19 protein-coding genes and 1 other RNA gene are annotated in these 18,212 nt (G+C 62.4%); 7 read left to right on the top strand and 13 right to left on the bottom strand.

What is annotated here, in order from left to right:
• Positions 1 to 48: 48 nt before the first annotated feature.
• From ACIQUF_RS17485 to ACIQUF_RS17465, 5 genes are read right to left on the bottom strand one after another with little or no spacing between them, the layout of a single operon-like run.
• On the bottom strand, positions 49 to 1,266 hold the full coding sequence (locus tag ACIQUF_RS17485; protein WP_403134437.1) for a 2-octaprenyl-3-methyl-6-methoxy-1,4-benzoquinol hydroxylase: 1,218 nt from the start codon (positions 1,264 to 1,266) through the stop codon (positions 49 to 51).
• Positions 1,267 to 1,275: 9 nt separating this feature from the next.
• Entirely contained in the window at positions 1,276 to 1,758 is a 483-nt protein-coding gene (locus ACIQUF_RS17480; protein WP_403133632.1) for a DUF4442 domain-containing protein, read from the bottom strand.
• On the bottom strand, positions 1,755 to 2,954 hold the full coding sequence (ubiH, locus tag ACIQUF_RS17475) for a 2-octaprenyl-6-methoxyphenyl hydroxylase (protein WP_403133630.1): 1,200 nt from the start codon (positions 2,952 to 2,954) through the stop codon (positions 1,755 to 1,757). The genes ACIQUF_RS17480 and ubiH overlap by 4 nt, the downstream gene beginning before the upstream one ends.
• Positions 2,951 to 4,285: a Xaa-Pro aminopeptidase gene (gene pepP, locus ACIQUF_RS17470; RefSeq protein ID WP_403133628.1), complete on the bottom strand. Its 1,335-nt coding sequence runs from the start codon at positions 4,283 to 4,285 to the stop codon at positions 2,951 to 2,953. The genes ubiH and pepP overlap by 4 nt, the downstream gene beginning before the upstream one ends.
• 22 nt (positions 4,286 to 4,307) lie before the next feature.
• The gene (locus ACIQUF_RS17465) at positions 4,308 to 4,862 is read right to left on the bottom strand and encodes a YecA family protein (protein ID WP_403133625.1); all 555 of its coding nucleotides are present in this window, start codon (positions 4,860 to 4,862) and stop codon (positions 4,308 to 4,310) included.
• A gap of 182 nt (positions 4,863 to 5,044) precedes the next feature.
• Here ACIQUF_RS17465 and ACIQUF_RS17460 point away from each other — a divergent pair, with 182 nt between their 5' ends.
• The 4 genes from ACIQUF_RS17460 to ACIQUF_RS17445 all read left to right on the top strand — a co-directional run bounded on the left by ACIQUF_RS17460 (position 5,045) and on the right by ACIQUF_RS17445 (position 6,419).
• On the top strand, positions 5,045 to 5,227 hold the full coding sequence (locus tag ACIQUF_RS17460; protein WP_029886233.1) for a TIGR02449 family protein: 183 nt from the start codon (positions 5,045 to 5,047) through the stop codon (positions 5,225 to 5,227).
• Positions 5,224 to 5,544, top strand: coding sequence for a cell division protein ZapA (locus ACIQUF_RS17455; protein ID WP_400803947.1), 321 nt, complete (start codon positions 5,224 to 5,226; stop codon positions 5,542 to 5,544). Before ACIQUF_RS17460 ends, ACIQUF_RS17455 begins: the two co-directional genes overlap by 4 nt.
• A 17-nt stretch (positions 5,545 to 5,561) precedes the next feature.
• Positions 5,562 to 5,741: non-coding RNA, 6S RNA (gene ssrS / locus ACIQUF_RS17450), on the top strand.
• Positions 5,742 to 5,810: 69 nt separating this feature from the next.
• Positions 5,811 to 6,419, top strand: coding sequence for a 5-formyltetrahydrofolate cyclo-ligase (locus tag ACIQUF_RS17445; RefSeq protein WP_403133622.1), 609 nt, complete (start codon positions 5,811 to 5,813; stop codon positions 6,417 to 6,419).
• A gap of 17 nt (positions 6,420 to 6,436) precedes the next feature.
• Here ACIQUF_RS17445 and ACIQUF_RS17440 read toward each other — a convergent pair whose 3' ends face one another.
• A complete protein-coding gene (locus ACIQUF_RS17440; RefSeq protein WP_403133620.1) occupies positions 6,437 to 6,586 on the bottom strand; it encodes a hypothetical protein in 150 nt (49 codons plus the stop codon).
• 178 nt (positions 6,587 to 6,764) lie between these two features.
• Here ACIQUF_RS17440 and ACIQUF_RS17435 point away from each other — a divergent pair, with 178 nt between their 5' ends.
• The gene (locus ACIQUF_RS17435; RefSeq protein WP_403133619.1) at positions 6,765 to 7,217 is read left to right on the top strand and encodes an EVE domain-containing protein; all 453 of its coding nucleotides are present in this window, start codon (positions 6,765 to 6,767) and stop codon (positions 7,215 to 7,217) included.
• Positions 7,218 to 7,342: 125 nt separating this feature from the next.
• Here ACIQUF_RS17435 and ACIQUF_RS17430 read toward each other — a convergent pair whose 3' ends face one another.
• Positions 7,343 to 7,747, bottom strand: coding sequence for a flagellar basal body-associated protein FliL (locus ACIQUF_RS17430; RefSeq protein WP_400803955.1), 405 nt, complete (start codon positions 7,745 to 7,747; stop codon positions 7,343 to 7,345).
• 157 nt (positions 7,748 to 7,904) lie between these two features.
• Between ACIQUF_RS17430 and ACIQUF_RS17425 the strand changes: the two genes are divergently transcribed.
• A complete protein-coding gene (locus ACIQUF_RS17425; protein ID WP_403133617.1) occupies positions 7,905 to 8,882 on the top strand; it encodes an NADPH:quinone oxidoreductase family protein in 978 nt (325 codons plus the stop codon).
• Between the two features lie 32 nt (positions 8,883 to 8,914).
• Here ACIQUF_RS17425 and ACIQUF_RS17420 read toward each other — a convergent pair whose 3' ends face one another.
• From ACIQUF_RS17420 to trxA, 5 genes are all read right to left on the bottom strand, one after another.
• The gene (locus tag ACIQUF_RS17420) at positions 8,915 to 9,565 is read right to left on the bottom strand and encodes a gamma-glutamylcyclotransferase (RefSeq protein WP_403133614.1); all 651 of its coding nucleotides are present in this window, start codon (positions 9,563 to 9,565) and stop codon (positions 8,915 to 8,917) included.
• Between the two features lie 125 nt (positions 9,566 to 9,690).
• Positions 9,691 to 10,659 carry a CDP-6-deoxy-delta-3,4-glucoseen reductase gene (locus tag ACIQUF_RS17415; RefSeq protein WP_403133612.1) on the bottom strand — a complete coding sequence of 323 codons (969 nt, stop codon included), beginning with the start codon at positions 10,657 to 10,659 and terminating at the stop codon, positions 9,691 to 9,693.
• On the bottom strand, positions 10,659 to 12,125 hold the full coding sequence (gene ubiD / locus ACIQUF_RS17410) for a 4-hydroxy-3-polyprenylbenzoate decarboxylase (protein WP_403133609.1): 1,467 nt from the start codon (positions 12,123 to 12,125) through the stop codon (positions 10,659 to 10,661). Before ubiD ends, ACIQUF_RS17415 begins: the two co-directional genes overlap by 1 nt.
• A 123-nt stretch (positions 12,126 to 12,248) precedes the next feature.
• A complete protein-coding gene (rho, locus tag ACIQUF_RS17405) occupies positions 12,249 to 13,508 on the bottom strand; it encodes a transcription termination factor Rho (RefSeq protein WP_003253661.1) in 1,260 nt (419 codons plus the stop codon).
• A 227-nt stretch (positions 13,509 to 13,735) separates the two neighbouring features.
• Positions 13,736 to 14,065: a thioredoxin TrxA gene (trxA, locus tag ACIQUF_RS17400; protein ID WP_009684153.1), complete on the bottom strand. Its 330-nt coding sequence runs from the start codon at positions 14,063 to 14,065 to the stop codon at positions 13,736 to 13,738.
• Positions 14,066 to 14,309: 244 nt separating this feature from the next.
• On the opposite strand from trxA, the gene ppx reads away from it, so the two are divergent.
• Complete coding sequence (gene ppx, locus ACIQUF_RS17395) at positions 14,310 to 15,812, top strand: exopolyphosphatase (RefSeq protein ID WP_403133607.1); 1,503 nt, start codon at positions 14,310 to 14,312, stop codon at positions 15,810 to 15,812.
• Here the strand turns inward: ppx and ppk1 are convergent.
• Positions 15,799 to 18,051 (bottom strand): polyphosphate kinase 1, encoded by a 2,253-nt coding sequence (ppk1, locus tag ACIQUF_RS17390; RefSeq protein ID WP_403133605.1) that lies wholly within the window; start codon positions 18,049 to 18,051, stop codon positions 15,799 to 15,801. The genes ppx and ppk1 overlap by 14 nt on opposite strands.
• Positions 18,052 to 18,212: the final 161 nt, after the last annotated feature.

Here is an 18,212-nt window from a genome sequence, read left to right as displayed (position 1 = left end):
ATTTTGCAGCTCATCTACCCAGCAGTTACCGAATGTTGCAAAGCACCCTCAAGGCTTGGCCAAATCCGGCAGATCCCCTGTCAGCCCCAACGCCTGGCGCACGAACAGCGCCTTGGCCTCTGGCAGCTTCTCGACCACTTTCAAGCCACTGTTGCGCAACCAGCGCAGCGGCAGCGGGTTGGCCTGGAACAGCCGCTCGAAGCCTTCCATCGCCGCCATCAGCGCCAGGTTGTGTGGCATGCGCCGGCGCTCATAGCGGCTGAGTACCTTTTCATCCGCCAGCCGCTCACCACGCTCGCTGGCATTGACCAGCACTTCGGCCAGCACCGCCGCATCGAGAAAGCCCAGGTTGACGCCCTGCCCGGCCAACGGGTGGATGGTGTGTGCGGCATCGCCGATCAGCGCCAGCCCCTCGTCCACATAGCGCTTGGCGTGGCGCTGGCGCAGCGGCACGCAGACCCGCGGGTCGGCGTGCAACACCTCGCCCAAACGCCCCTCGAAGGCGCGCTCCAGGGCCTTGAGGAAGGCTTCATCCTCCAGCCCCATGAGCTGCTCGGCATGCTCAGGCGTGGTCGACCAGACGATCGAGCACCAATCCTGTTGGCCGTCACGCGACAACGGCAGGAACGCCAACGGCCCTTCATCGGTGAACCGCTGCCAGGCAGTGGCCTGATGCGCCGCACTGCAGCGCACGCTGGTGACGATGGCGTGGTGCAGGTAGTCCCATTCGCGGGTCTGGCAACCGGTCAGGCGCCGCACCGCCGAATTGGCGCCGTCGGCCGCTACCACCAGCGGTGCACGCAGGCGCCGGCCATCGGCCAGGGTCAGCAGCCACTCATCGCCCGAGCGGCGCATCTGCTCCAGGCGGGCATTGGGCAGCAGGCCGATGTCGCTGTCGTGCAAGCGCTCCATCAGGCCATCCTGCACCACGCGGTTTTCGACGATATGGCCGAGCACCTGCGCGTGCACGCTGGCTGCGGAAAAGTGAATCTGCCCAGTACCGCTACCGTCCCACACATGCATGTCCGAGTACGGCGATACGCGCCGCTTGGCGATGCCTTCCCAGGCGCCGAGGCGTTCTAGAATGCGTTGGCTGGCGGCCGACAGGGCACTGACCCGCGGCTCGAAGGGCGCCTGGTCATCGAAGGGTTTCACCGACAACGGGCCGCCGTCGAGCAGGAGAATTTCCAGGCCGCTGTGGCGCAATGCCAGGGCCAGGGCGCTGCCGACCATACCGGCACCGACAATCAACAGATCTGCGCGCATTTCCATGCCTTACGCCTGCCTCGCTTGCGGCTTGAGCCGCACGTATAGGGTTTTATCGACCCGCGCCACCAGCTCGCCGGCACCGTCGCGGATATCGACCTGCAAACGGGGCAGGTATTTCTTGCCGCTGGCGGTCTGTTGGCGAATTTCATCCAGCAGCGCGTCATCGACGTGGAATTCGGCATACACCGGGCCCTTGCCCGGTGAAATGAAGTCGATGCTGGCAGCCTTGTCCCAGACGATGTACTCACGACCAAGCTGCTCGATCAGCAACAGCATGTAGAACGGATCGACCATGGAATACAGGCTGCCACCGAACTGCGTGCCGACGTAGTTGCGGTTCCAGCGGGTCAGTTTCATGCGCACCTTGACGCTGCGCATGTCCGGGCTGATGTGCTGGATGCGGATGCCGGCACCGAGGTACGGCGGGTAGAGGTTCAGCAGCCAGCGCAGCATGCGTGCCCGTCGCGCCAGCCGGCGCGGGTTGCTCATGCCTGGCCCCGCGAATCGGGGCGGGTGCCCAGGCCCATTGCCTGGCGGGCGAACCAGCTTTTCGCCGGAGGCAGCAGGTCGAGCCCGAGCAGGCCAAGGTTGCGTCCCGTCGCGATCAAAGGCTGGTTGCTGCCGAACAGGCGAGTGACCTGGTCGGAGAAGCCGATGGTCAAGGCCTGGTCGAGGCGCTGGCGTTGCTGATACGCCTGCAGGGTCGCCAGATCACCTGGTTGTTGCGGGCCGGCCAGCAACGCGTCGGCCAGCGACTGAACATCACGCAGGGACAGGTTGAAACCTTGCCCGGCGATGGGATGCAAGCTGTGCGCGGCATTGCCCAGCACCACCAGGTGCGGGCGGACTTGCTCTTCGGCCTCGACCAGCGCCAGCGGGTACAGGTGCCGTGCGCCGACCTGGCGCAAGGCGCCGAGGCGGTAGCCGAAGGCATCCTGCAGCTCACGCAGGAAGCTGCGTTCGTCGATTTCGGCCAGCCGCTTGGCGTCCATCCCCTGGCGGGTCCAGACCAGCGCGCAGCGGTTATCAGGCAGCGGCAGCAATGCCATGGGGCCTTGCTCGGTAAAACGTTCGAAGGCCTGACCGCAATGGGCTTCGCCCGGCGTAATGTTGGCGATCAGCGCGCTCTGCTCATAGGGCGTGCGGCGCACATGGATGCCCAGTTGCTCACGCAACCCGGAGCGGCCGCCGTCGGCCAGCACCGCGAGGTCGCATTCCAGGCTGGTGTCGTCGTCCAGCTCCAGGCGGTAGCCACCGGCAATCGCCTGCATCGCTTTTACTTCGGCGGGGCAACGCCAGCTCACCACGTCACTGTCCAGGCCTTGCCACAGGCACTGGCCCAACCAGGCGTTCTCGACCACGTAGCCCAACGCCGGCACGCCTTCTTCCAGCGCATCCAGGCGGGTGGAGCCGAAGCGACCACGGTCGGACACCTGAATCTGCCGGATCGGCTCCGCGCGCGGGCTGATGGTTGGCCACAGGCCCAGGTGTTGATAAATCTGCCGGGTACCGAACGACAACGCCGAGGAGCGCGCATCGTAGCTGGGCTGGAAGCTATCGCCTGGGGCGAACGGCTCGATCAGCAGGATCTTCCAGCCACGCGCCTTGGCACCCGCCTGCAGGGCCAGGGCCAGGCTGGCGCCGACCAGGCCGCCGCCGATGATCGCGAGATTCACGCGGTTCATGCCGCGTCCTTACGTGCCGCTTGCATCAGGGCCTCGATCTCGGCGACCGTCCGGGGCACACCCGAGGTCAGAATTTCACACCCTTGCCTGGTCACGACCACGTCGTCCTCGATCCTTACGCCGATGCCGCGCCATTTCTTCGCGACATTCTGGTTATCGGCGGCGATGTAGATGCCCGGCTCGACGGTCAGCGCCATGCCAGGTTCCAGTACACGCCACTCGCCGCCCACCTTGTATTCGCCGACGTCGTGCACATCCATGCCCAACCAGTGGCCGGCACGGTGCATGTAGAAAGCGCGATGGGCTTCGTTATCGATCAATGCCTGCACCTCGCCTTTGAGCAGCCCGAGCTCGACCAGGCCCTCGGTGATCACCCGTACGGTCGCTTCATGTGCGTGGTTCCAGTGCTTGCCCGGGGCGATTTCGGCGAACGCAGCGGCCTGGGCCTTGAGCACCAGCTCGTAGATGGCCTTCTGCTCAGGCGAAAAACGCCCGCTGACCGGGAAGGTACGTGTGATATCGCTGGCGTAGCAGTCAATTTCACAGCCGGCGTCGATCAGCACCAGATCACCGTCCTTGAGCGGCGCATCGTTCTCCTGATAGTGCAGGATGCAGCCATTGCGCCCGGCAGCGACGATCGAGCCGTAGGCGGGCATTTTCGCCCCGCCTTTACGGAACTCGTAGTCCAGCTCGGCTTCCAGGCTGTACTCGTGCAGCCCCGCCCGGCAGGCCTGCATGGCCCGCACATGGGCGCGTGCGGAAATGTCTGCGGCTGCGCGCATCACTTTCACTTCTGCCGCCGATTTATACAGGCGCATGTCGTGCAGCAGATGATCCAGCGCAACGAACTCGTTCGGCGGCTGGGCGCCGAGGCGCGCCTTGGAGCGGATCACGTTGATCCAGTCCATCAGCCGGCGGTCGAATTCGGGGTTGCTGCCCATGGCGCTGTAGACCCGCTCACGGCCTTCGATCAGGCCGGGCAGGATCTCGTCGATGTCGGTGATCGGGAAGGCATCGTCCGCGCCGAAGTCACGGATCGCGCCTTCCTGGCCGGCACGCAGGCCATCCCACTGCTCACGTTCAGGGTTGCGCTCGCGGCAGAACAGCACGTACTCGCCATGCTCGCGTCCGGGGATCAGGGCGATCACCGCCTCGGGCTCGGGGAAGCCGCTGAGGTACTGAAAATCGCTGTCCTGGCGGTAAACGTGCTCGACATCGCGGTTGCGAATGGCGACCGCAGCAGCCGGCAGGATGGCAATGCTGTTGGGAACCATCTGCGCCATCAGCGCCTTGCGCCGACGGGCATACTCGGCCTTGGGTATGTGGCTCATGGGCAGAACTACCCCCGGTTGATCAGTGCAGCGATGGCTTGGGCGCGGGTGCCGCCGGCTTGGCCAGCTCGGAGAACAGCAGCAGCGGCGCCACACGCAGGTATTCCATGACTTCCATGTAGTCGCTTTCGCCGTCTTCGGACTCTTCGAGGGCTTCCTGCACCTGGGAAATCGCAACCAGGTCATTCAGGACGTCCTTGGCCTCGGCGGAAAGGTCCTTGCCACCCGCGTTCAGACCGAAGCCGGTGATGAAACCTTGGCACCACTGGCCCAGCGCCGCAGCACGGTCGGCCAGCGCGGCATCGTCGCTCGGCAGCAGCAGGACGAGGGCCATGTCTTCGCTGTTCAGCTCGCCCTTGACCATCTCTTGCAGGCCGATCAGGGCATTGCGGACGGTGTCACCGGGCTCGGTTTCCAGCAATTGGGCGGCGTCGGCCAGCCAGGCTTCGGCATCGAAGCCGGCACCGGCGCAGCTGCGGCCGATCAGCAGGCCGTGCAGCTCGGCAGGGGTTACAGGGTGGCCATTGCTCGAGAGCAGCATGGCGAAGGCGATGTAAGGCGATTGGGTATTAGGCATGGTCGGCTAGGCGCCAGACGGCGCATTTGACTAGAATGGAGACCTTGTATCCTAGCACCGGCAGGCGCGCCAAGACCATCGGCACTGGCCGCCACCGCTCAGGGAGAGGCATCATCGTCGGGTGATTCAATGACGGAGCGAATCGAGTGCAACCCACGCAAGAGAACGACCTGCAAGCATTGATGAGCCGGTTCGAGTTGCTGATCGAACGTGTCGAGCAACTAAAGCGGCAAAATGCACTCCTAGTAGCTCAGGAAAAATCCTGGCGCGAAGAGCGCGCCCACCTCATCGAAAAGAACGAGATCGCCAAGCGCAAGGTCGAGTCGATGATCTTACGCCTCAAGGCCCTGGAGCAAGACTCATGAGTTCAAGCAATAGCGTCACCGTGCAGATCCTGGACAAGGAATACTCGATCATCTGCCCGCCGGAAGAACGCAACAACCTGGTCAGCGCCGCACGCTACCTGGACGGCAAGATGCGCGAGATCCGCAGCAGCGGCAAGGTGATCGGCGCCGACCGCATTGCGGTGATGGCAGCTTTGAACATCACCCACGAGATGCTGCACCGCCAGGAGGATCGCACCGACGCTCCCGCTGGCGGCGCCACCCGCGAACAGGTGCGTGACCTGCTGGAGCGGGTCGATGTGGCTTTGTCCGACGACGCGGGTACCAAAAACGGCTGAGATTGGTATACTGGCGCCACTCCCTGGGGGATGCGCCAGTCGGTTATGTCCCTGAGCCGATACGCACAACCACGGGGGTTGCACGCTGGGGCCGGTGTGCATGTCCGCCCGACGGAAAGCCTTAACGCCCCCTGCAATCTCCACCTTGAACTTTCGGGTTCAAGGGCTACACCGATAGCGGTCTTATCGGGGAGCCTCATTTTCTTTGCCTGCCGTTGTCGCGGGCAAATATCACACCCGTAGCGACAACTGGGAACGCCTGTGCCATGACCGACACCGCGCCGCTCACCCGCCCCCAGCTTCGTCGCCTGCTCCGTAATGCCCGCCGCTCACTCACGCCCGCCCAGCAACGTCAGGCTTCTTTGGGCCTGTATCGACAACTGGCGCAGAACCCACTGTTCCGCCGCGCCCGGCATATCGCCCTGTACCTGCCCAACGACGGTGAAATCGACCCGCGCCTGCTGCTGCGCGAGGCCCAGCGCCGGGGCAAACACGTCTACCTGCCGGTACTGCACGCCTGGCCGCGCACGCGCATGGTGTTCCAGCGATTCGAACAGGGTGAAAAGCTCAAGCGCAACCGCTTCCGCATTCCAGAGCCCTTGACCGACCGCAGGCGCCAACGCCCTATCTGGTCGCTGGACCTGATTCTGCTGCCGCTGGTGGGATTCGATGAAGTGGGCGGGCGACTCGGCATGGGCGGTGGCTTCTATGATCGCAGCCTGGCCTATCAGGCTCGCCGTAAAACCTGGAAAAAACCACTGCTGCTGGGGCTGGCCCATGAATGCCAGAAGGTAGAACGACTGACGCAGGCCAGTTGGGATGTACCACTGCAGGGCACGGTCTCGGACCGTGGCTGGTACCTGGCGCCGGGTTGAGTGGCGTCAGCGGGGGATCAACGTTGCGGCTGAGCGGCTTCTACCGGCGTTTGGTAGGCGATATCGAGCTTACGCTCCCAGATACCCTGGGCATAACCGGTAGTGACCACACCCAGACCGAAGATGAAGACCAGGACCCAAAGCAGGTCCGGTTTACGTTGATTCATCGAAGAATGCCCCCCAGGCATACTGTTCAGGCTCGACGACCTTCTTGGTGTCGCCGGAGCGTATAGCGTTAAAATCGGCGCATTTTCCGACAACCTGAGCCTGCACGCAAACGTTGACGCCAACCGGCTGTCGGTTTCGTGCAACAGGTTATTTCAAACCTTTTCAGGAGCAGCATTCATGGCCTATTGGCTGATGAAATCCGAGCCCGACGAGCTGTCGATCGAAGACTTGAGCCGATTGGGCGAGGCCCGCTGGGATGGCGTGCGCAATTACCAGGCACGTAATTTCATGCGTGCCATGAACGTGGGCGATGAGTTTTTCTTCTATCACTCCAGCTGCCCGCAACCCGGTATTGCCGGCATCGCCCGCATCACTGCGGCGGCGTACCCGGACCCCACAGCGCTAGACCCAGAGAGCCATTACCATGACGCCAAGGCCACTGCGGACAAGAACCCGTGGAGCGCGGTGGATGTGGCGCACGTGAAGACGTTCAGTCAGGTGCTGAGTTTGGGATTGCTCAAGCAGCAAAGCGCGTTGATGGAATTGCCGCTGGTGCAGAAAGGGACGCGGCTGTCGGTGATGCCGGTGACCGAGGAGCAGTGGGCGGCGATTGTAGCCCTTAGCAAATAACGTAAGCGCCGCGAATACCTGTGGGAGCGGCTTCAGCCGCGAACACCGGCACAGCCGGTGCCATCCAACGCGTCGCTCCCTTCGCGGCTAAAGCCGCTCCCACAGGGTGGGGGCTTGGATGCCGATTACTGCACAATCAAATTATTGAACAGCAAATCCTCAACAATCGGCTTGCCTTCTTCCGCCTCCATCACCTGCTGCACCTGCTTCAGCGCTTGCTGACGCAAAGCCTCTTTGGCCTCGACGTTGCTCAAGTTATCCACACCCTGCTGAGTGAACAGCGCCACCAGCTGGTTACGAATCAATGGTTCGTGGTGCTTCACCGCCTTGGCGGCTTCATCGCCGGTCACGCGCAGGGCAACGTCGGCCTTGTACACGCGCAGCTTGGGGCCACCGTCGAGGGCGTAGTTGCCGACGAAGGGCGGGCTCAGGCTGATGTAGGAGACCTTGGGGGCTCCTTCCTTGGCTTCTTCGGCCATGGCCGCCGCTGGCAGCATCAGGGCCAGCACCATCAAGATCCACGCTTTCACGAATTCGCTCCTCAAAACAATTGGCGCCAGCTTACCCAGCAGTTCGCTCAAACCCAAGCCCCGGCTTATGCCAGCCCATCAGGACGGACCATGCTCGTTGACCCGGCAGGCGGCCCTCCTACACTTATCGGCCACGACCCGCAAAGGAATAGCCCCGATGAAAGCTGTGTTGTGCAAAACCCTGGGCCCAGCACGCGACCTGGTGCTGGAAGAGGTGGCCAGCCCGGCGCCGAAGAAAAACGAGATTCTGCTCGACGTGCAGGCGGCCGGGGTCAACTTCCCCGACACCCTGATCATCGAAGGCAAATACCAGTTCCAGCCGCCGCTGCCATTTTCGCCGGGTGGCGAGGCGGCGGGCGTGGTCGCCGCAGTCGGTGAGCGCGCTGGCTCGTTCAAGGTCGGTGACCGGGTGATGGCCCTGACCGGTTGGGGCGCGTTCGCCGAACAAGTAGCCGTGCCGTTCTACAACGTGCTGCCCATCCCCGACAGCATGGATTTCACCACCGCCGCCGCGTTCGGCATGACCTACGGCACCTCGATGCACGCGCTCAAACAGCGCGGCCAGCTGCAACCCGGGGAAACCTTGCTGGTGCTGGGAGCATCCGGGGGTGTCGGCCTGGCGGCAGTGGAGATCGGCAAGGCTCTGGGGGCCAAAGTGATCGCTGCGGCCAGCAGCGCCGAGAAACTTAGCGTAGCCAAGGCTGCTGGGGCCGACGAGCTGATTGACTACAGCCAGGTCAGCCTGAAGGACGAGATCAAGCGCCTGACCGGCGGCCAGGGGGTGGATGTGATCTACGACCCGGTCGGCGGTGAGCTGTTCGACCAGGCCGTACGTGGGCTTGCCTGGAATGGCCGTTTACTGGTGGTCGGTTTCGCCAGCGGCAGCATTCCACAGATGGCTGCGAACCTGGTGCTGCTCAAGGGGGCGGCGGTGTTGGGGGTGTTTTGGGGGGCATTTGCCCAGCGCCAGCCGGAGGACAACGCGGCCAACTTCCGACAGCTGTTTGCCTGGCATGCAGAAGGCAAGCTGAAACCACTGGTGTCGCAAACTTATCCACTGGCCGAGGCTGGGGCTGCGATCGAGCAACTCGGGCAGCGAAAGGCTGTGGGTAAGTTGGTGGTACTAACGAATTGAGATGCCGGGGCCGCTTTGCGGCCCCAGCACGTTCAAACCTCGCGCAAGTTATGGCACCGCCTGAAGCGCGCCTCTAAGTTGCGATCCGGCATCTGGTGATTGCGCAGCGCATTCAACGTCTGCTCGACATACTCGCGGGTGGTGCCATACCGCCCTTTGGCACTGGCAAGAATTTGACTGAGCAAGGTGTCCGGCAGGTTACCGGCGTAACACGGCAAGTGCCTTTCCAGCACAAAACCCAGGGCCTGAACCTTGCTGCCATCGCCCAACCGGCAACTGAGCCAATGCGGCCGATACGCCGGATACGGCATTTCCCGCTGCCACAAAGCCATCAGTGAATCGTCCAGGCGGCTTTCATCCAGGCGATAGGCAAAACCGCTGCACGACCCTCCACGGTCGAGGCCGAACACCAAGCCTGGGGTTTCCGGCGTGCCACGGTGCTCGTGGGACCACAGGTAAAGCCCGCGGTGATATCCGTGCACCCGCGCGCGCTGGCGTTCAACCGAATTACATTCGGGGCGCCAAATCAATGAACCATAGGCGAACAGCCAAACGGGCCCACCTGCATGACGAGACATGGTCGTTCGCATGGAGTGGCACAGTTGCTCGCGGGTCAGTTGCTGGCCAAAGTCGAGCGCCGGAGGATAAGAACTTTTCCAGGAGGTACTTTCATGTGCCGACATAAGCTGCCGCCAAAATTCCTGTTAACTTCCGAGGTGCGGAAAGCATTGTCCAAAGTGTAGTGAAAGTTATCAGCGAAGGCGGTATTTAATTACCGCCTTATAACCACGAAGTGAAACTCAGGTTATTAACCACGCGGTGCGTATGCAAACACATCGGCACGCATGCGATGCGCATCCATGCCGGCCTCGACCAAGGCGTCGAGGGTGGCATAGACCATGTTGGGCGACCCGCTGGCATACACATGGACGGAGTTGAGGTCCTTCACGTCTTCGCACACGGCCTCGTGCAGCATGCCGCAACGGCCCTCCCAGCCACACAGGTCACTGACCACCTTGTGCAGGAAGAGGTTGGGCAGTCGCTCCCATTCGTCCCAGTGTTCTATGGCGTAGAAGTCTTCAGGACGGCGCACACCCCAATACAGATGTACAGGGTGCTTGAAGCCCTGGGCGCGGCAGTGCTCGACCAGGCTGTGCATCTGCCCCATGCCGGTACCCGCAGCGATCAGCACCAGTGGCCCGTCCGGCAGCTCGGCCAGATGGGTGTCGCCGAACGGCATCTCGATCCGCGCCAAGCGGTTGCGCTGCAATTGCTCGAGCAATTGTATGGCACTGGTCTCACGCGCCAGTACGTGCAGCTCCAGGTCTCGCCCGCCATGGGGCGCCGATGCCAGCGAAAAGGCTGCCGGCTTGCCGCCCTCGCGCTCGATCATCAAGTACTGCCCGGCGTGATAGCGCGGCGGCTTGCCGGCCGGCGCGCGCAGGCGCACTCGCCAGACATCGCCGCCGACGTCGACGCACTCACTGACGGTGCATGCCAGCTTGCGCACTGGCAGCTCGCCCAGGGCCAGCACACCATCCCAGAGCAAAACGCAGTCCTCCAGGGGTTCGGCGATGCAGGTGAACAGCTCACCATGGTCGCGCACCTCACCGTTCTGGCGAACGCGACCTTCAACCAACAATGCGGCGCAGACATGGCAGTTGCCATTGCGGCAGCTGTTCGGGCATTCATAGCCCAGCCGCCGCGCTCCATCCAGGATCCGTTCCCCGGGTTCGAGCGCCAGCACCGCCCCGGACGGCTGCAACGTTACCTGCATCAATCTATTCCCAACTGATCCCACAACTCATTGATGCGGCGGGTGACGGCTTCGTCCTTGACGATGACCCGGCCCCATTCGCGTGTCGTCTCGCCCGGCCACTTGTGCGTGGCATCCAGGCCCATCTTCGACCCCAGCCCCGATACCGGCGACGCGAAGTCCAGGTAATCGATCGGTGTGTTGTCGATCATCACCGTATCACGCTTGGGGTCCATGCGCGTGGTGATGGCCCAGATCACGTCATTCCAGTCGCGGGCGTTGATGTCGTCGTCGGTGACGATAACGAATTTTGTGTACATGAACTGTCGCAGGAACGACCACACACCCAGCATCACGCGCTTGGCATGGCCTGGGTACTGCTTCTTCATGGTCACTACGGCCATGCGATACGAGCAGCCTTCCGGCGGCAGGTAGAAGTCGACGATCTCCGGGAACTGCTTCTGCAGAATCGGTACGAACACTTCGTTCAGCGCTACGCCGAGGATCGCCGGCTCATCAGGCGGGCGGCCGGTGTAGGTGCTGTGGTAGATCGGCTTTTGCCGGTGAGTGATGCGCTCGACGGTGAACACCGGGAAGCTGTCCACTTCATTGTAGTAACCGGTATGGTCGCCATACGGACCTTCCGGCGCCATTTCACCTGGGTGGATCACACCTTCGAGGATGATCTCGGCGGTCGCTGGCACCTGCAGGTTGCTGCCACGGCACTTGACCAGCTCGGTGCGGTTGCCGCGCAAGAGGCCGGCGAAGGCGTATTCGGACAGGGTATCGGGCACCGGCGTCACCGCGCCGAGGATGGTCGCAGGGTCGGCGCCCAGCGCCACGGCGACCGGGAACGGTTGGCCGGGGTTCTTTTCGCACCACTCGCGATAGTCCAGTGCACCGCCACGGTGGCTCAGCCAGCGCATGATCACCTTGTTGCGACCAATGACCTGCTGGCGATAAATGCCCAGGTTCTGGCGATCCTTGTTCGGCCCGCGGGTCACGGTCAGGCCCCAGGTGATCAGCGGCGCCACGTCGCCCGGCCAGCAGTGCTGGATCGGTAGCTGGCCGAGGTCGACGTCGTCGCCTTCAACGACCACTTCCTGGCACACCGCGTCCTTGACCACCTTTGGCGCCATCGACACGACCTTCTTGAAGATCGGCAGCTTCGACCAGGCATCCTTCAGGCCTTTCGGCGGCTCTGGCTCCTTGAGGAAGGCCAGCAGCTTGCCGATCTCGCGCAGCTCATCGACCGATTCCGCACCCATGCCCATTGCCACGCGTTCTGGCGTGCCAAACAGATTGCCAAGCACCGGAATGTCGAAGCCCGTGGGCTTTTCGAACAGCAAGGCCGGGCCCTTGGCACGCAGGGTGCGGTCACAGACCTCGGTCATTTCCAGAACGGGAGAGATCGGAACCTGGATGCGCTTGAGTTCGCCGCGCTGCTCCAGGCCGCGGATGAAGTCGCGCAAATCGCGATACTGCATGCATGAGCCTCGTGTTGGCCGTATCGGTCGGGCTGCAGAGTGTAGCGCCGAACGGGCTGCAATAGCCAAAGTACAGATAGCAAAAAGCCGGGTTTCCCCGGCCTTCTGCGTGGATCGACGATCTTACTTGCGCTTCATCGACAAGAAGAACTCGTCGTTGGTCTTGGTCTGCTTGAGCTTGTCGACCAGGAACTCGATGGCGGCGATTTCGTCCATCGGGTGCAGCAGCTTGCGCAGGATCCACATGCGCTGCAGTTCGTCGTCGGCGGTCAGCAGTTCTTCGCGGCGGGTGCCGGAGCGGTTGATGTTGATGGCCGGGAACACGCGCTTTTCAGCGATGCGACGGTCCAGGGGCAGCTCCATGTTGCCGGTACCCTTGAACTCTTCGTAGATCACTTCGTCCATCTTCGAGCCGGTTTCGACCAGCGCGGTAGCGATGATGGTCAGCGAACCGCCTTCCTCGATGTTACGCGCGGCGCCGAAGAAGCGCTTCGGCTTCTCCAGGGCGTGGGCGTCGACACCACCGGTCAGGACCTTGCCGGAGCTCGGGATCACGGTGTTGTAGGCACGTGCCAGACGGGTGATGGAGTCGAGCAGGATGACCACGTCCTTCTTGTGCTCGACCAGGCGCTTGGCCTTCTCGATGACCATCTCGGCAACCTGCACGTGGCGGGTTGGCGGCTCGTCGAAGGTCGAGGCGACCACTTCGCCGCGCACGGTGCGCTGCATTTCGGTCACTTCTTCCGGGCGCTCGTCGATCAGCAGAACGATCAGGTGGCACTCGGGATTGTTACGGGTAATGTTCGCCGCGATATTCTGCAGCATGATCGTTTTACCCGCTTTCGGCGGGGCGACGATCAGGCCGCGCTGGCCTTTGCCGATCGGGGCGCACAGGTCGATGACGCGGCCGGTCAAGTCCTCGGTGGAACCGTTGCCAGCTTCCATCTTCAGGCGCTTGTTCGGGAACAGCGGCGTCAGGTTTTCGAACAGGATCTTGTTCTTCGCGTTCTCCGGGCGATCGAAGTTGATCGTGTCGACCTTCAGCAGGGCGAAGTAACGCTCCCCTTCCTTCGGCGGGCGGATCTTGCCGACGATGGTGTCGCCGGTACGCAGGTTGAAGCGGCGGATCTGGCTGGGCGAGACGTAGATGTCGTCGGGGCCGGCCAGGTAGGACGCATCAGCCGAACGCAGGAAACCGAAACCATCCTGGAGAATCTCCAGCACGCCGTCACCCGAGATCTCTTCGCCGCTTTTCGCGTGCTTCTTCAGCAGGGCGAAAATCACGTCCTGTTTGCGCGAACGGGCCATGTTTTCGATGCCCATCTGTTCGGCCATTTCCAGCAGATCGGTAATCGGCTTTTGCTTGAGTTCAGTCAGGTTCATAAGGGGAGTGAGGTAATCATGTAAGAAGGGAGGATTAAGCTCTGGCTTAATGAAGCCGCGCCGCTAGAAGGCGATAGGATCGCGCACTGATTCTAATTAGGAGTGCGTCGGCGACGGCGTGCAGGGGGCACTGGAGAAGCAGTGCGAGGCCGAATGTAACACTTGCTTTTTTCGACGTCTAGTGGGTTACAAAAGAAAAGCCCCGGGATTTCCGGGGCTTTTTCACATCACAGGTGGGCGTCGAGGAACGCGGCCAGCTGCGATTTGGACAGTGCGCCGACCTTGGTGGCCTCGACGTTGCCGTTCTTGAACAGCATCAGCGTCGGGATGCCACGCACGCCGTGCTTGGCTGGGGTTTCCTGGTTGTCGTCGATGTTCAGCTTGGCGACGGTCAGTTTGCCCTCGTAGGTGGAGGCGATGTCGTCCAGGACTGGCGCGATCATCTTGCATGGGCCGCACCATTCAGCCCAGTAATCAACCAGCACCGGGCCTTGGGCTTGCAGGACTTCGGCCTCGAAGGTGGCGTCGGTGACGTGTTTGATCAGATCGCTGCTCATGGATATCTCCAGGGTCGTAAGCAAAAAAACGTGGCCCATGATAGCCGTAGAGGCTGTCGACAGGAAGTCACTGACGATTGAGTGTAACTATAGTTGTGCAAGACGCCACGAATCGAAACTGTCACACAAGTGTCATAGCATCGAATGGCACATTGCCTTGCATCAACCCTTGGCGTGCCGCGCGTTGGCGACAGCCGAGGAACGTGGCACGATTGCCAGGTTAACGACCGAGAACCCTCAGATCATGCCGCATACCTCCGCGAAGAACCTGTCCCTGATCGCCGCCATCGACCTCGGCTCCAACAGTTTCCACATGGTCGTGGCCAAGGCTCACCATACCGAGATCCGCATTCTCGAGCGGCTTGGCGAGAAGGTTCAGCTGGCCGCCGGCATCGACGAAGCGCGCATGCTCAGCGAAGAAGCCATGGAACGGGGCCTTGAGTGCCTCAAGCGCTTCGCCCAACTGATCAACGGCATGCCGGCCGGTGCCGTGCGTATCGTCGGCACCAATGCCCTGCGCGAAGCACGCAATCGCAACGAATTCATCCTGCGCGCCGAAGCCATCCTCGGCCACCCGGTCGAAGTGATTTCCGGCCGTGAAGAAGCGCGCCTGATCTACCTGGGTGTTTCCCACACCCTGGCCGATACCCCCGGCAAACGCCTGGTCGCCGACATCGGCGGCGGCAGCACCGAGTTCATCATTGGCCAGCGCTTCGAGCCGCTGCTGCGCGAGAGCCTGCAGATGGGCTGTGTCAGCTTCACCCAGCGTTATTTCCGCGACGGCAAGATCACCCCGGCGCGCTACGCCCAGGCCTACACCGCCGCGCGCCTGGAGCTGATGAGCATCGAAAACGCCCTGCACCGCCTGACCTGGGACGAAGCCATCGGCTCGTCCGGGACCATCCGCGCCATTGGCGCCGCGATCAAGGCCGGTGGCTTGGGCAATGGCGAGGTCAACGCTGAAGGCCTGGCCTGGGTCAAACGCAAGATGTTCAAGCTGGGCGAGGTCGACAAGATCGACTTCGAAGGCGTCAAGCCCGACCGCCGTACCATTTTCCCGGCCGGCATGGCGATTCTCGAAGCCATCTTCGACGCACTGGAATTGCAGCGCATGGATCACTGCGATGGCGCCCTGCGTGAAGGCGTGTTGTTCGACCTGCTTGGCCGCCACCATCACGAAGATGTACGCGAACGCACCTTGAACTCGTTGATGGAGCGTTACCACGTCGACCAGGGCCAGGCTGCGCGTGTCGAGCGCAAGGCACTGCATGCCTTCGACCAAGTGGCCAAGGCGTGGGACCTGGAAGATGGAAACTGGCGCGATCTACTGGGCTGGGCTGCCAAAGTGCACGAAATCGGCCTGGACATTGCCCACTACCACTACCACAAGCACGGCGCCTACCTGATCGAGCACTCCGACCTTTCGGGCTTCTCGCGTGAAGATCAGCAGATGATGGCCCTGCTGGTACGCGGCCACCGCCGCAACATCCCCAAAGAGAAGTTCGCCGAGCTGGGCGATGAAGGTGTGAAACTGCTGCGTCTGTGCGTATTGCTGCGCTTCGCCATCCTGTTCCACCACATCCGCGGGACTCAGCAGATGCCGCAGGTGCAACTCGAAGCCGGCGACAACCGCCTCGACGTGGTTTTCCCTCAGGGCTGGCTGGAGCAGAACCAGTTGACCCAGGCCGACTTCGCCAATGAGGCGGAGTGGCTGGCCCGGGTCAACTTCATCCTCAGCGTACGTTGAGGACCGGGTTGCTCAGGCGCTCCAGCAGAGTCGCCTGGGCACTGCGCGGGTTCTGGTTGCCGGTCGGGCTGCTGCGCACGTAACGTCCGTCAGGCTGCAGCGTCCAGGCGTGGGTGTTGTCGGTCAGGTAGCCTTCAAGTTCCTTCTTCACCCGCAGCAACAGCTTCTTGCCCTCTACCGGGAAGCAGGTCTCGACACGCTTGTCGAGGTTGCGCTCCATCCAGTCGGCGCTGGACAGGTAGATCTGCTCTTCGCCGCCATTGAGGAAGTAGAACACCCGAGTGTGCTCCAGGAAGCGGCCGATGATCGAGCGCACCTGAATGTTGTGCGACACCCCTGGAATACCTGGGCGCAGGCAGCACATGCCACGCACCACCAGGTCGATCTTCACGCCCGACTGGCTGGCCTTGTACAGCGCCTTGATGATCTTGGCGTCGGTCAGCGAGTTGAACTTGGCGATGATGTGCGCCGGCTTGCCTTCCAGGGCGAACTGGGTTTCCCGCGCGATCATGTCGAGCATGCCCTTTTTCAGGGTGAACGGCGCGTGAAGCAACTTCTTCATGCGCAGCGTCTTGCCCATACCGATCAGCTGGCTGAACAATTTGCCGACGTCTTCGGTGAGGGCGTCGTCGGAGGTCAGCAGGCTGTAGTCGGTGTACAGACGGGCGTTGCCGGCGTGGTAGTTACCGGTGCCCAGGTGCGCGTAACGGACGATCTCGCCCTGCTCGCGGCGCAGAATCAGCATCATCTTGGCGTGGGTCTTGAATCCGACCACGCCGTAGATCACCACCGCACCGGCTGCCTGCAGGCGGCTGGCCATCTGCAGGTTGGATTCTTCGTCGAAACGCGCGCGCAATTCGATCACCGCGGTGACCTCCTTGCCGTTTCGCGCCGCATCGACCAGGGCGTCGACGATTTCCGAGTTGGCACCGGAGCGGTACAGGGTCTGGCGCACCGCGAGTACATGCGGGTCCTTGGCGGCCTGGCGCAGCAGGTCGACCACCGGAGTGAAGGACTCGAAAGGGTGCATCAGCAGGATGTCCTGCTTGCTGATTACGCTGAAGATATTGTCGGCATTGGTCAGCAGCTTGGGGATCGCTGGGGTGAACGGCGTGTACTGCAGCTCGGGGTGGCTGTCGAGGCCGGTAATGCTGAACAGGCGGGTCAGGTTGACCGGGCCGTTGACCTGGTACAACTCGCTCTCGCTCAGGCTGAACTGCTTGAGCAGGTAGTCGGACAGATGTTTCGGGCAGGTGTCGGCCACTTCCAGGCGCACGGCATCGCCGTAGCGGCGCGAGAACAGCTCGCCACGCAGGGCACGGGCCAGGTCGTCGACTTCTTCGGAATCCAGCGCCAGGTCGGCGTTGCGGGTCAGGCGGAACTGGTAGCAGCCCTTGACCTTCATGCCCTGGAACAGGTCATCGGCATGGGCGTGGATCATCGACGACAGGAATACATAGTTGTCGCCGGCACCGCCGACCTCTTCCGGCACGCGGATGACCCGCGGCAGCAGGCGCGGCGCCGGGATGATCGCCAGGCCCGAGTCGCGGCCGAAGGCGTCGACGCCTTCGAGTTCGACGATGAAGTTGAGGCTCTTGTTCACCAGCAGCGGGAACGGGTGCGTCGGGTCGAGGCCGATCGGGGTGATGATCGGTGCGATCTCGTCGCGGAAGAAGCGGCGTACCCAGGTCTTGAGCTTGGGCGTCCAGTAACGGCGGCGGATGAAGCGGATCGCGTGCTTCTCAAGCTCGGGCAGCAGCACGTCGTTGAGAATCGCGTACTGGCGATCGACTTCGATGTGCACCAGCTCGCTGATGCGCGCCAGCGCCTGGTGCGGCTGCAGGCCGTCGGCACCCGCCTGCTCACGGGCGAAGTTGATCTGCTTCTTCAGGCCCGCCACGCGGATTTCGAAGAATTCGTCCAGGTTGCTGGAGAAGATCAGCAAGAATTTCAGGCGTTCGAGCAGCGGGTAGGACTCGTCCAGCGCCTGCTCCAGCACGCGGATGTTGAACTGCAGCTGCGACAGCTCGCGATGAATGTACAGGCTGCTGTCGTCCAGGCTCGTCGCGGCAATGGCCGGCGCAGGGGTTGCTACGGGGGCCGGCGCGGCAGCTTCGGCTACGGGCTCCGAGACTTCTGGTTCCGGGGCTACAGGCAGATCCGGTGGGGTCTGCACCAGCTCTTCGGGGACAGCCTCGGCATCCTTGATCACGACAGGTGTAAGCACTTCATTATTCATCTGGACGTTCCTGGAGGACGTTAACGCCCTATCATCTATTGAGCGGGACGATAAGCAGCCATTATGACGCCTGTGTGACAGTCTGGCGAAAGGCGCTGCATGGGGGCAAAGCCATTGTCCTTGTAGGGAATGTTCACGTCGAGACACATTTGGACACTTTC

Source organism: Pseudomonas sp. NPDC090233, from assembly GCF_044772285.1.
Classification (GTDB): domain Bacteria; phylum Pseudomonadota; class Gammaproteobacteria; order Pseudomonadales; family Pseudomonadaceae; genus Aquipseudomonas.
This window is presented reverse-complemented; position numbering and strand designations above follow the sequence as displayed.

Excerpts from the sequence above, each read along its gene's own strand:
- ppx (WP_403133607.1), top strand. The coding sequence starts at position 14,310 with ATGCCGCATACCTCCGCGAAGAACCTGTCCCTGATCGCCGCCATCGAC.
- ACIQUF_RS17460 (WP_029886233.1), top strand. The coding sequence starts at position 5,045 with ATGAGCCGGTTCGAGTTGCTGATCGAACGTGTCGAGCAACTAAAGCGG.
- ACIQUF_RS17420 (WP_403133614.1), bottom strand. The coding sequence starts at position 9,565 with ATGTCGGCACATGAAAGTACCTCCTGGAAAAGTTCTTATCCTCCGGCG.
- ACIQUF_RS17435 (WP_403133619.1), top strand. The coding sequence starts at position 6,765 with ATGGCCTATTGGCTGATGAAATCCGAGCCCGACGAGCTGTCGATCGAA.
- ACIQUF_RS17465 (WP_403133625.1), bottom strand. The coding sequence starts at position 4,862 with ATGCCTAATACCCAATCGCCTTACATCGCCTTCGCCATGCTGCTCTCG.
- ACIQUF_RS17445 (WP_403133622.1), top strand. The coding sequence starts at position 5,811 with ATGACCGACACCGCGCCGCTCACCCGCCCCCAGCTTCGTCGCCTGCTC.
- trxA (WP_009684153.1), bottom strand. The coding sequence starts at position 14,065 with ATGAGCAGCGATCTGATCAAACACGTCACCGACGCCACCTTCGAGGCC.
- pepP (WP_403133628.1), bottom strand. The coding sequence starts at position 4,285 with ATGAGCCACATACCCAAGGCCGAGTATGCCCGTCGGCGCAAGGCGCTG.
- ACIQUF_RS17440 (WP_403133620.1), bottom strand. The coding sequence starts at position 6,586 with ATGAATCAACGTAAACCGGACCTGCTTTGGGTCCTGGTCTTCATCTTC.
- ubiH (WP_403133630.1), bottom strand. The coding sequence starts at position 2,954 with ATGAACCGCGTGAATCTCGCGATCATCGGCGGCGGCCTGGTCGGCGCC.
- ACIQUF_RS17425 (WP_403133617.1), top strand. The coding sequence starts at position 7,905 with ATGAAAGCTGTGTTGTGCAAAACCCTGGGCCCAGCACGCGACCTGGTG.
- ppk1 (WP_403133605.1), bottom strand. The coding sequence starts at position 18,051 with ATGAATAATGAAGTGCTTACACCTGTCGTGATCAAGGATGCCGAGGCT.
- ACIQUF_RS17485 (WP_403134437.1), bottom strand. The coding sequence starts at position 1,266 with ATGCGCGCAGATCTGTTGATTGTCGGTGCCGGTATGGTCGGCAGCGCC.
- ACIQUF_RS17415 (WP_403133612.1), bottom strand. The coding sequence starts at position 10,659 with ATGCAGGTAACGTTGCAGCCGTCCGGGGCGGTGCTGGCGCTCGAACCC.
- rho (WP_003253661.1), bottom strand. The coding sequence starts at position 13,508 with ATGAACCTGACTGAACTCAAGCAAAAGCCGATTACCGATCTGCTGGAA.
- ubiD (WP_403133609.1), bottom strand. The coding sequence starts at position 12,125 with ATGCAGTATCGCGATTTGCGCGACTTCATCCGCGGCCTGGAGCAGCGC.
- ACIQUF_RS17455 (WP_400803947.1), top strand. The coding sequence starts at position 5,224 with ATGAGTTCAAGCAATAGCGTCACCGTGCAGATCCTGGACAAGGAATAC.
- ACIQUF_RS17480 (WP_403133632.1), bottom strand. The coding sequence starts at position 1,758 with ATGAGCAACCCGCGCCGGCTGGCGCGACGGGCACGCATGCTGCGCTGG.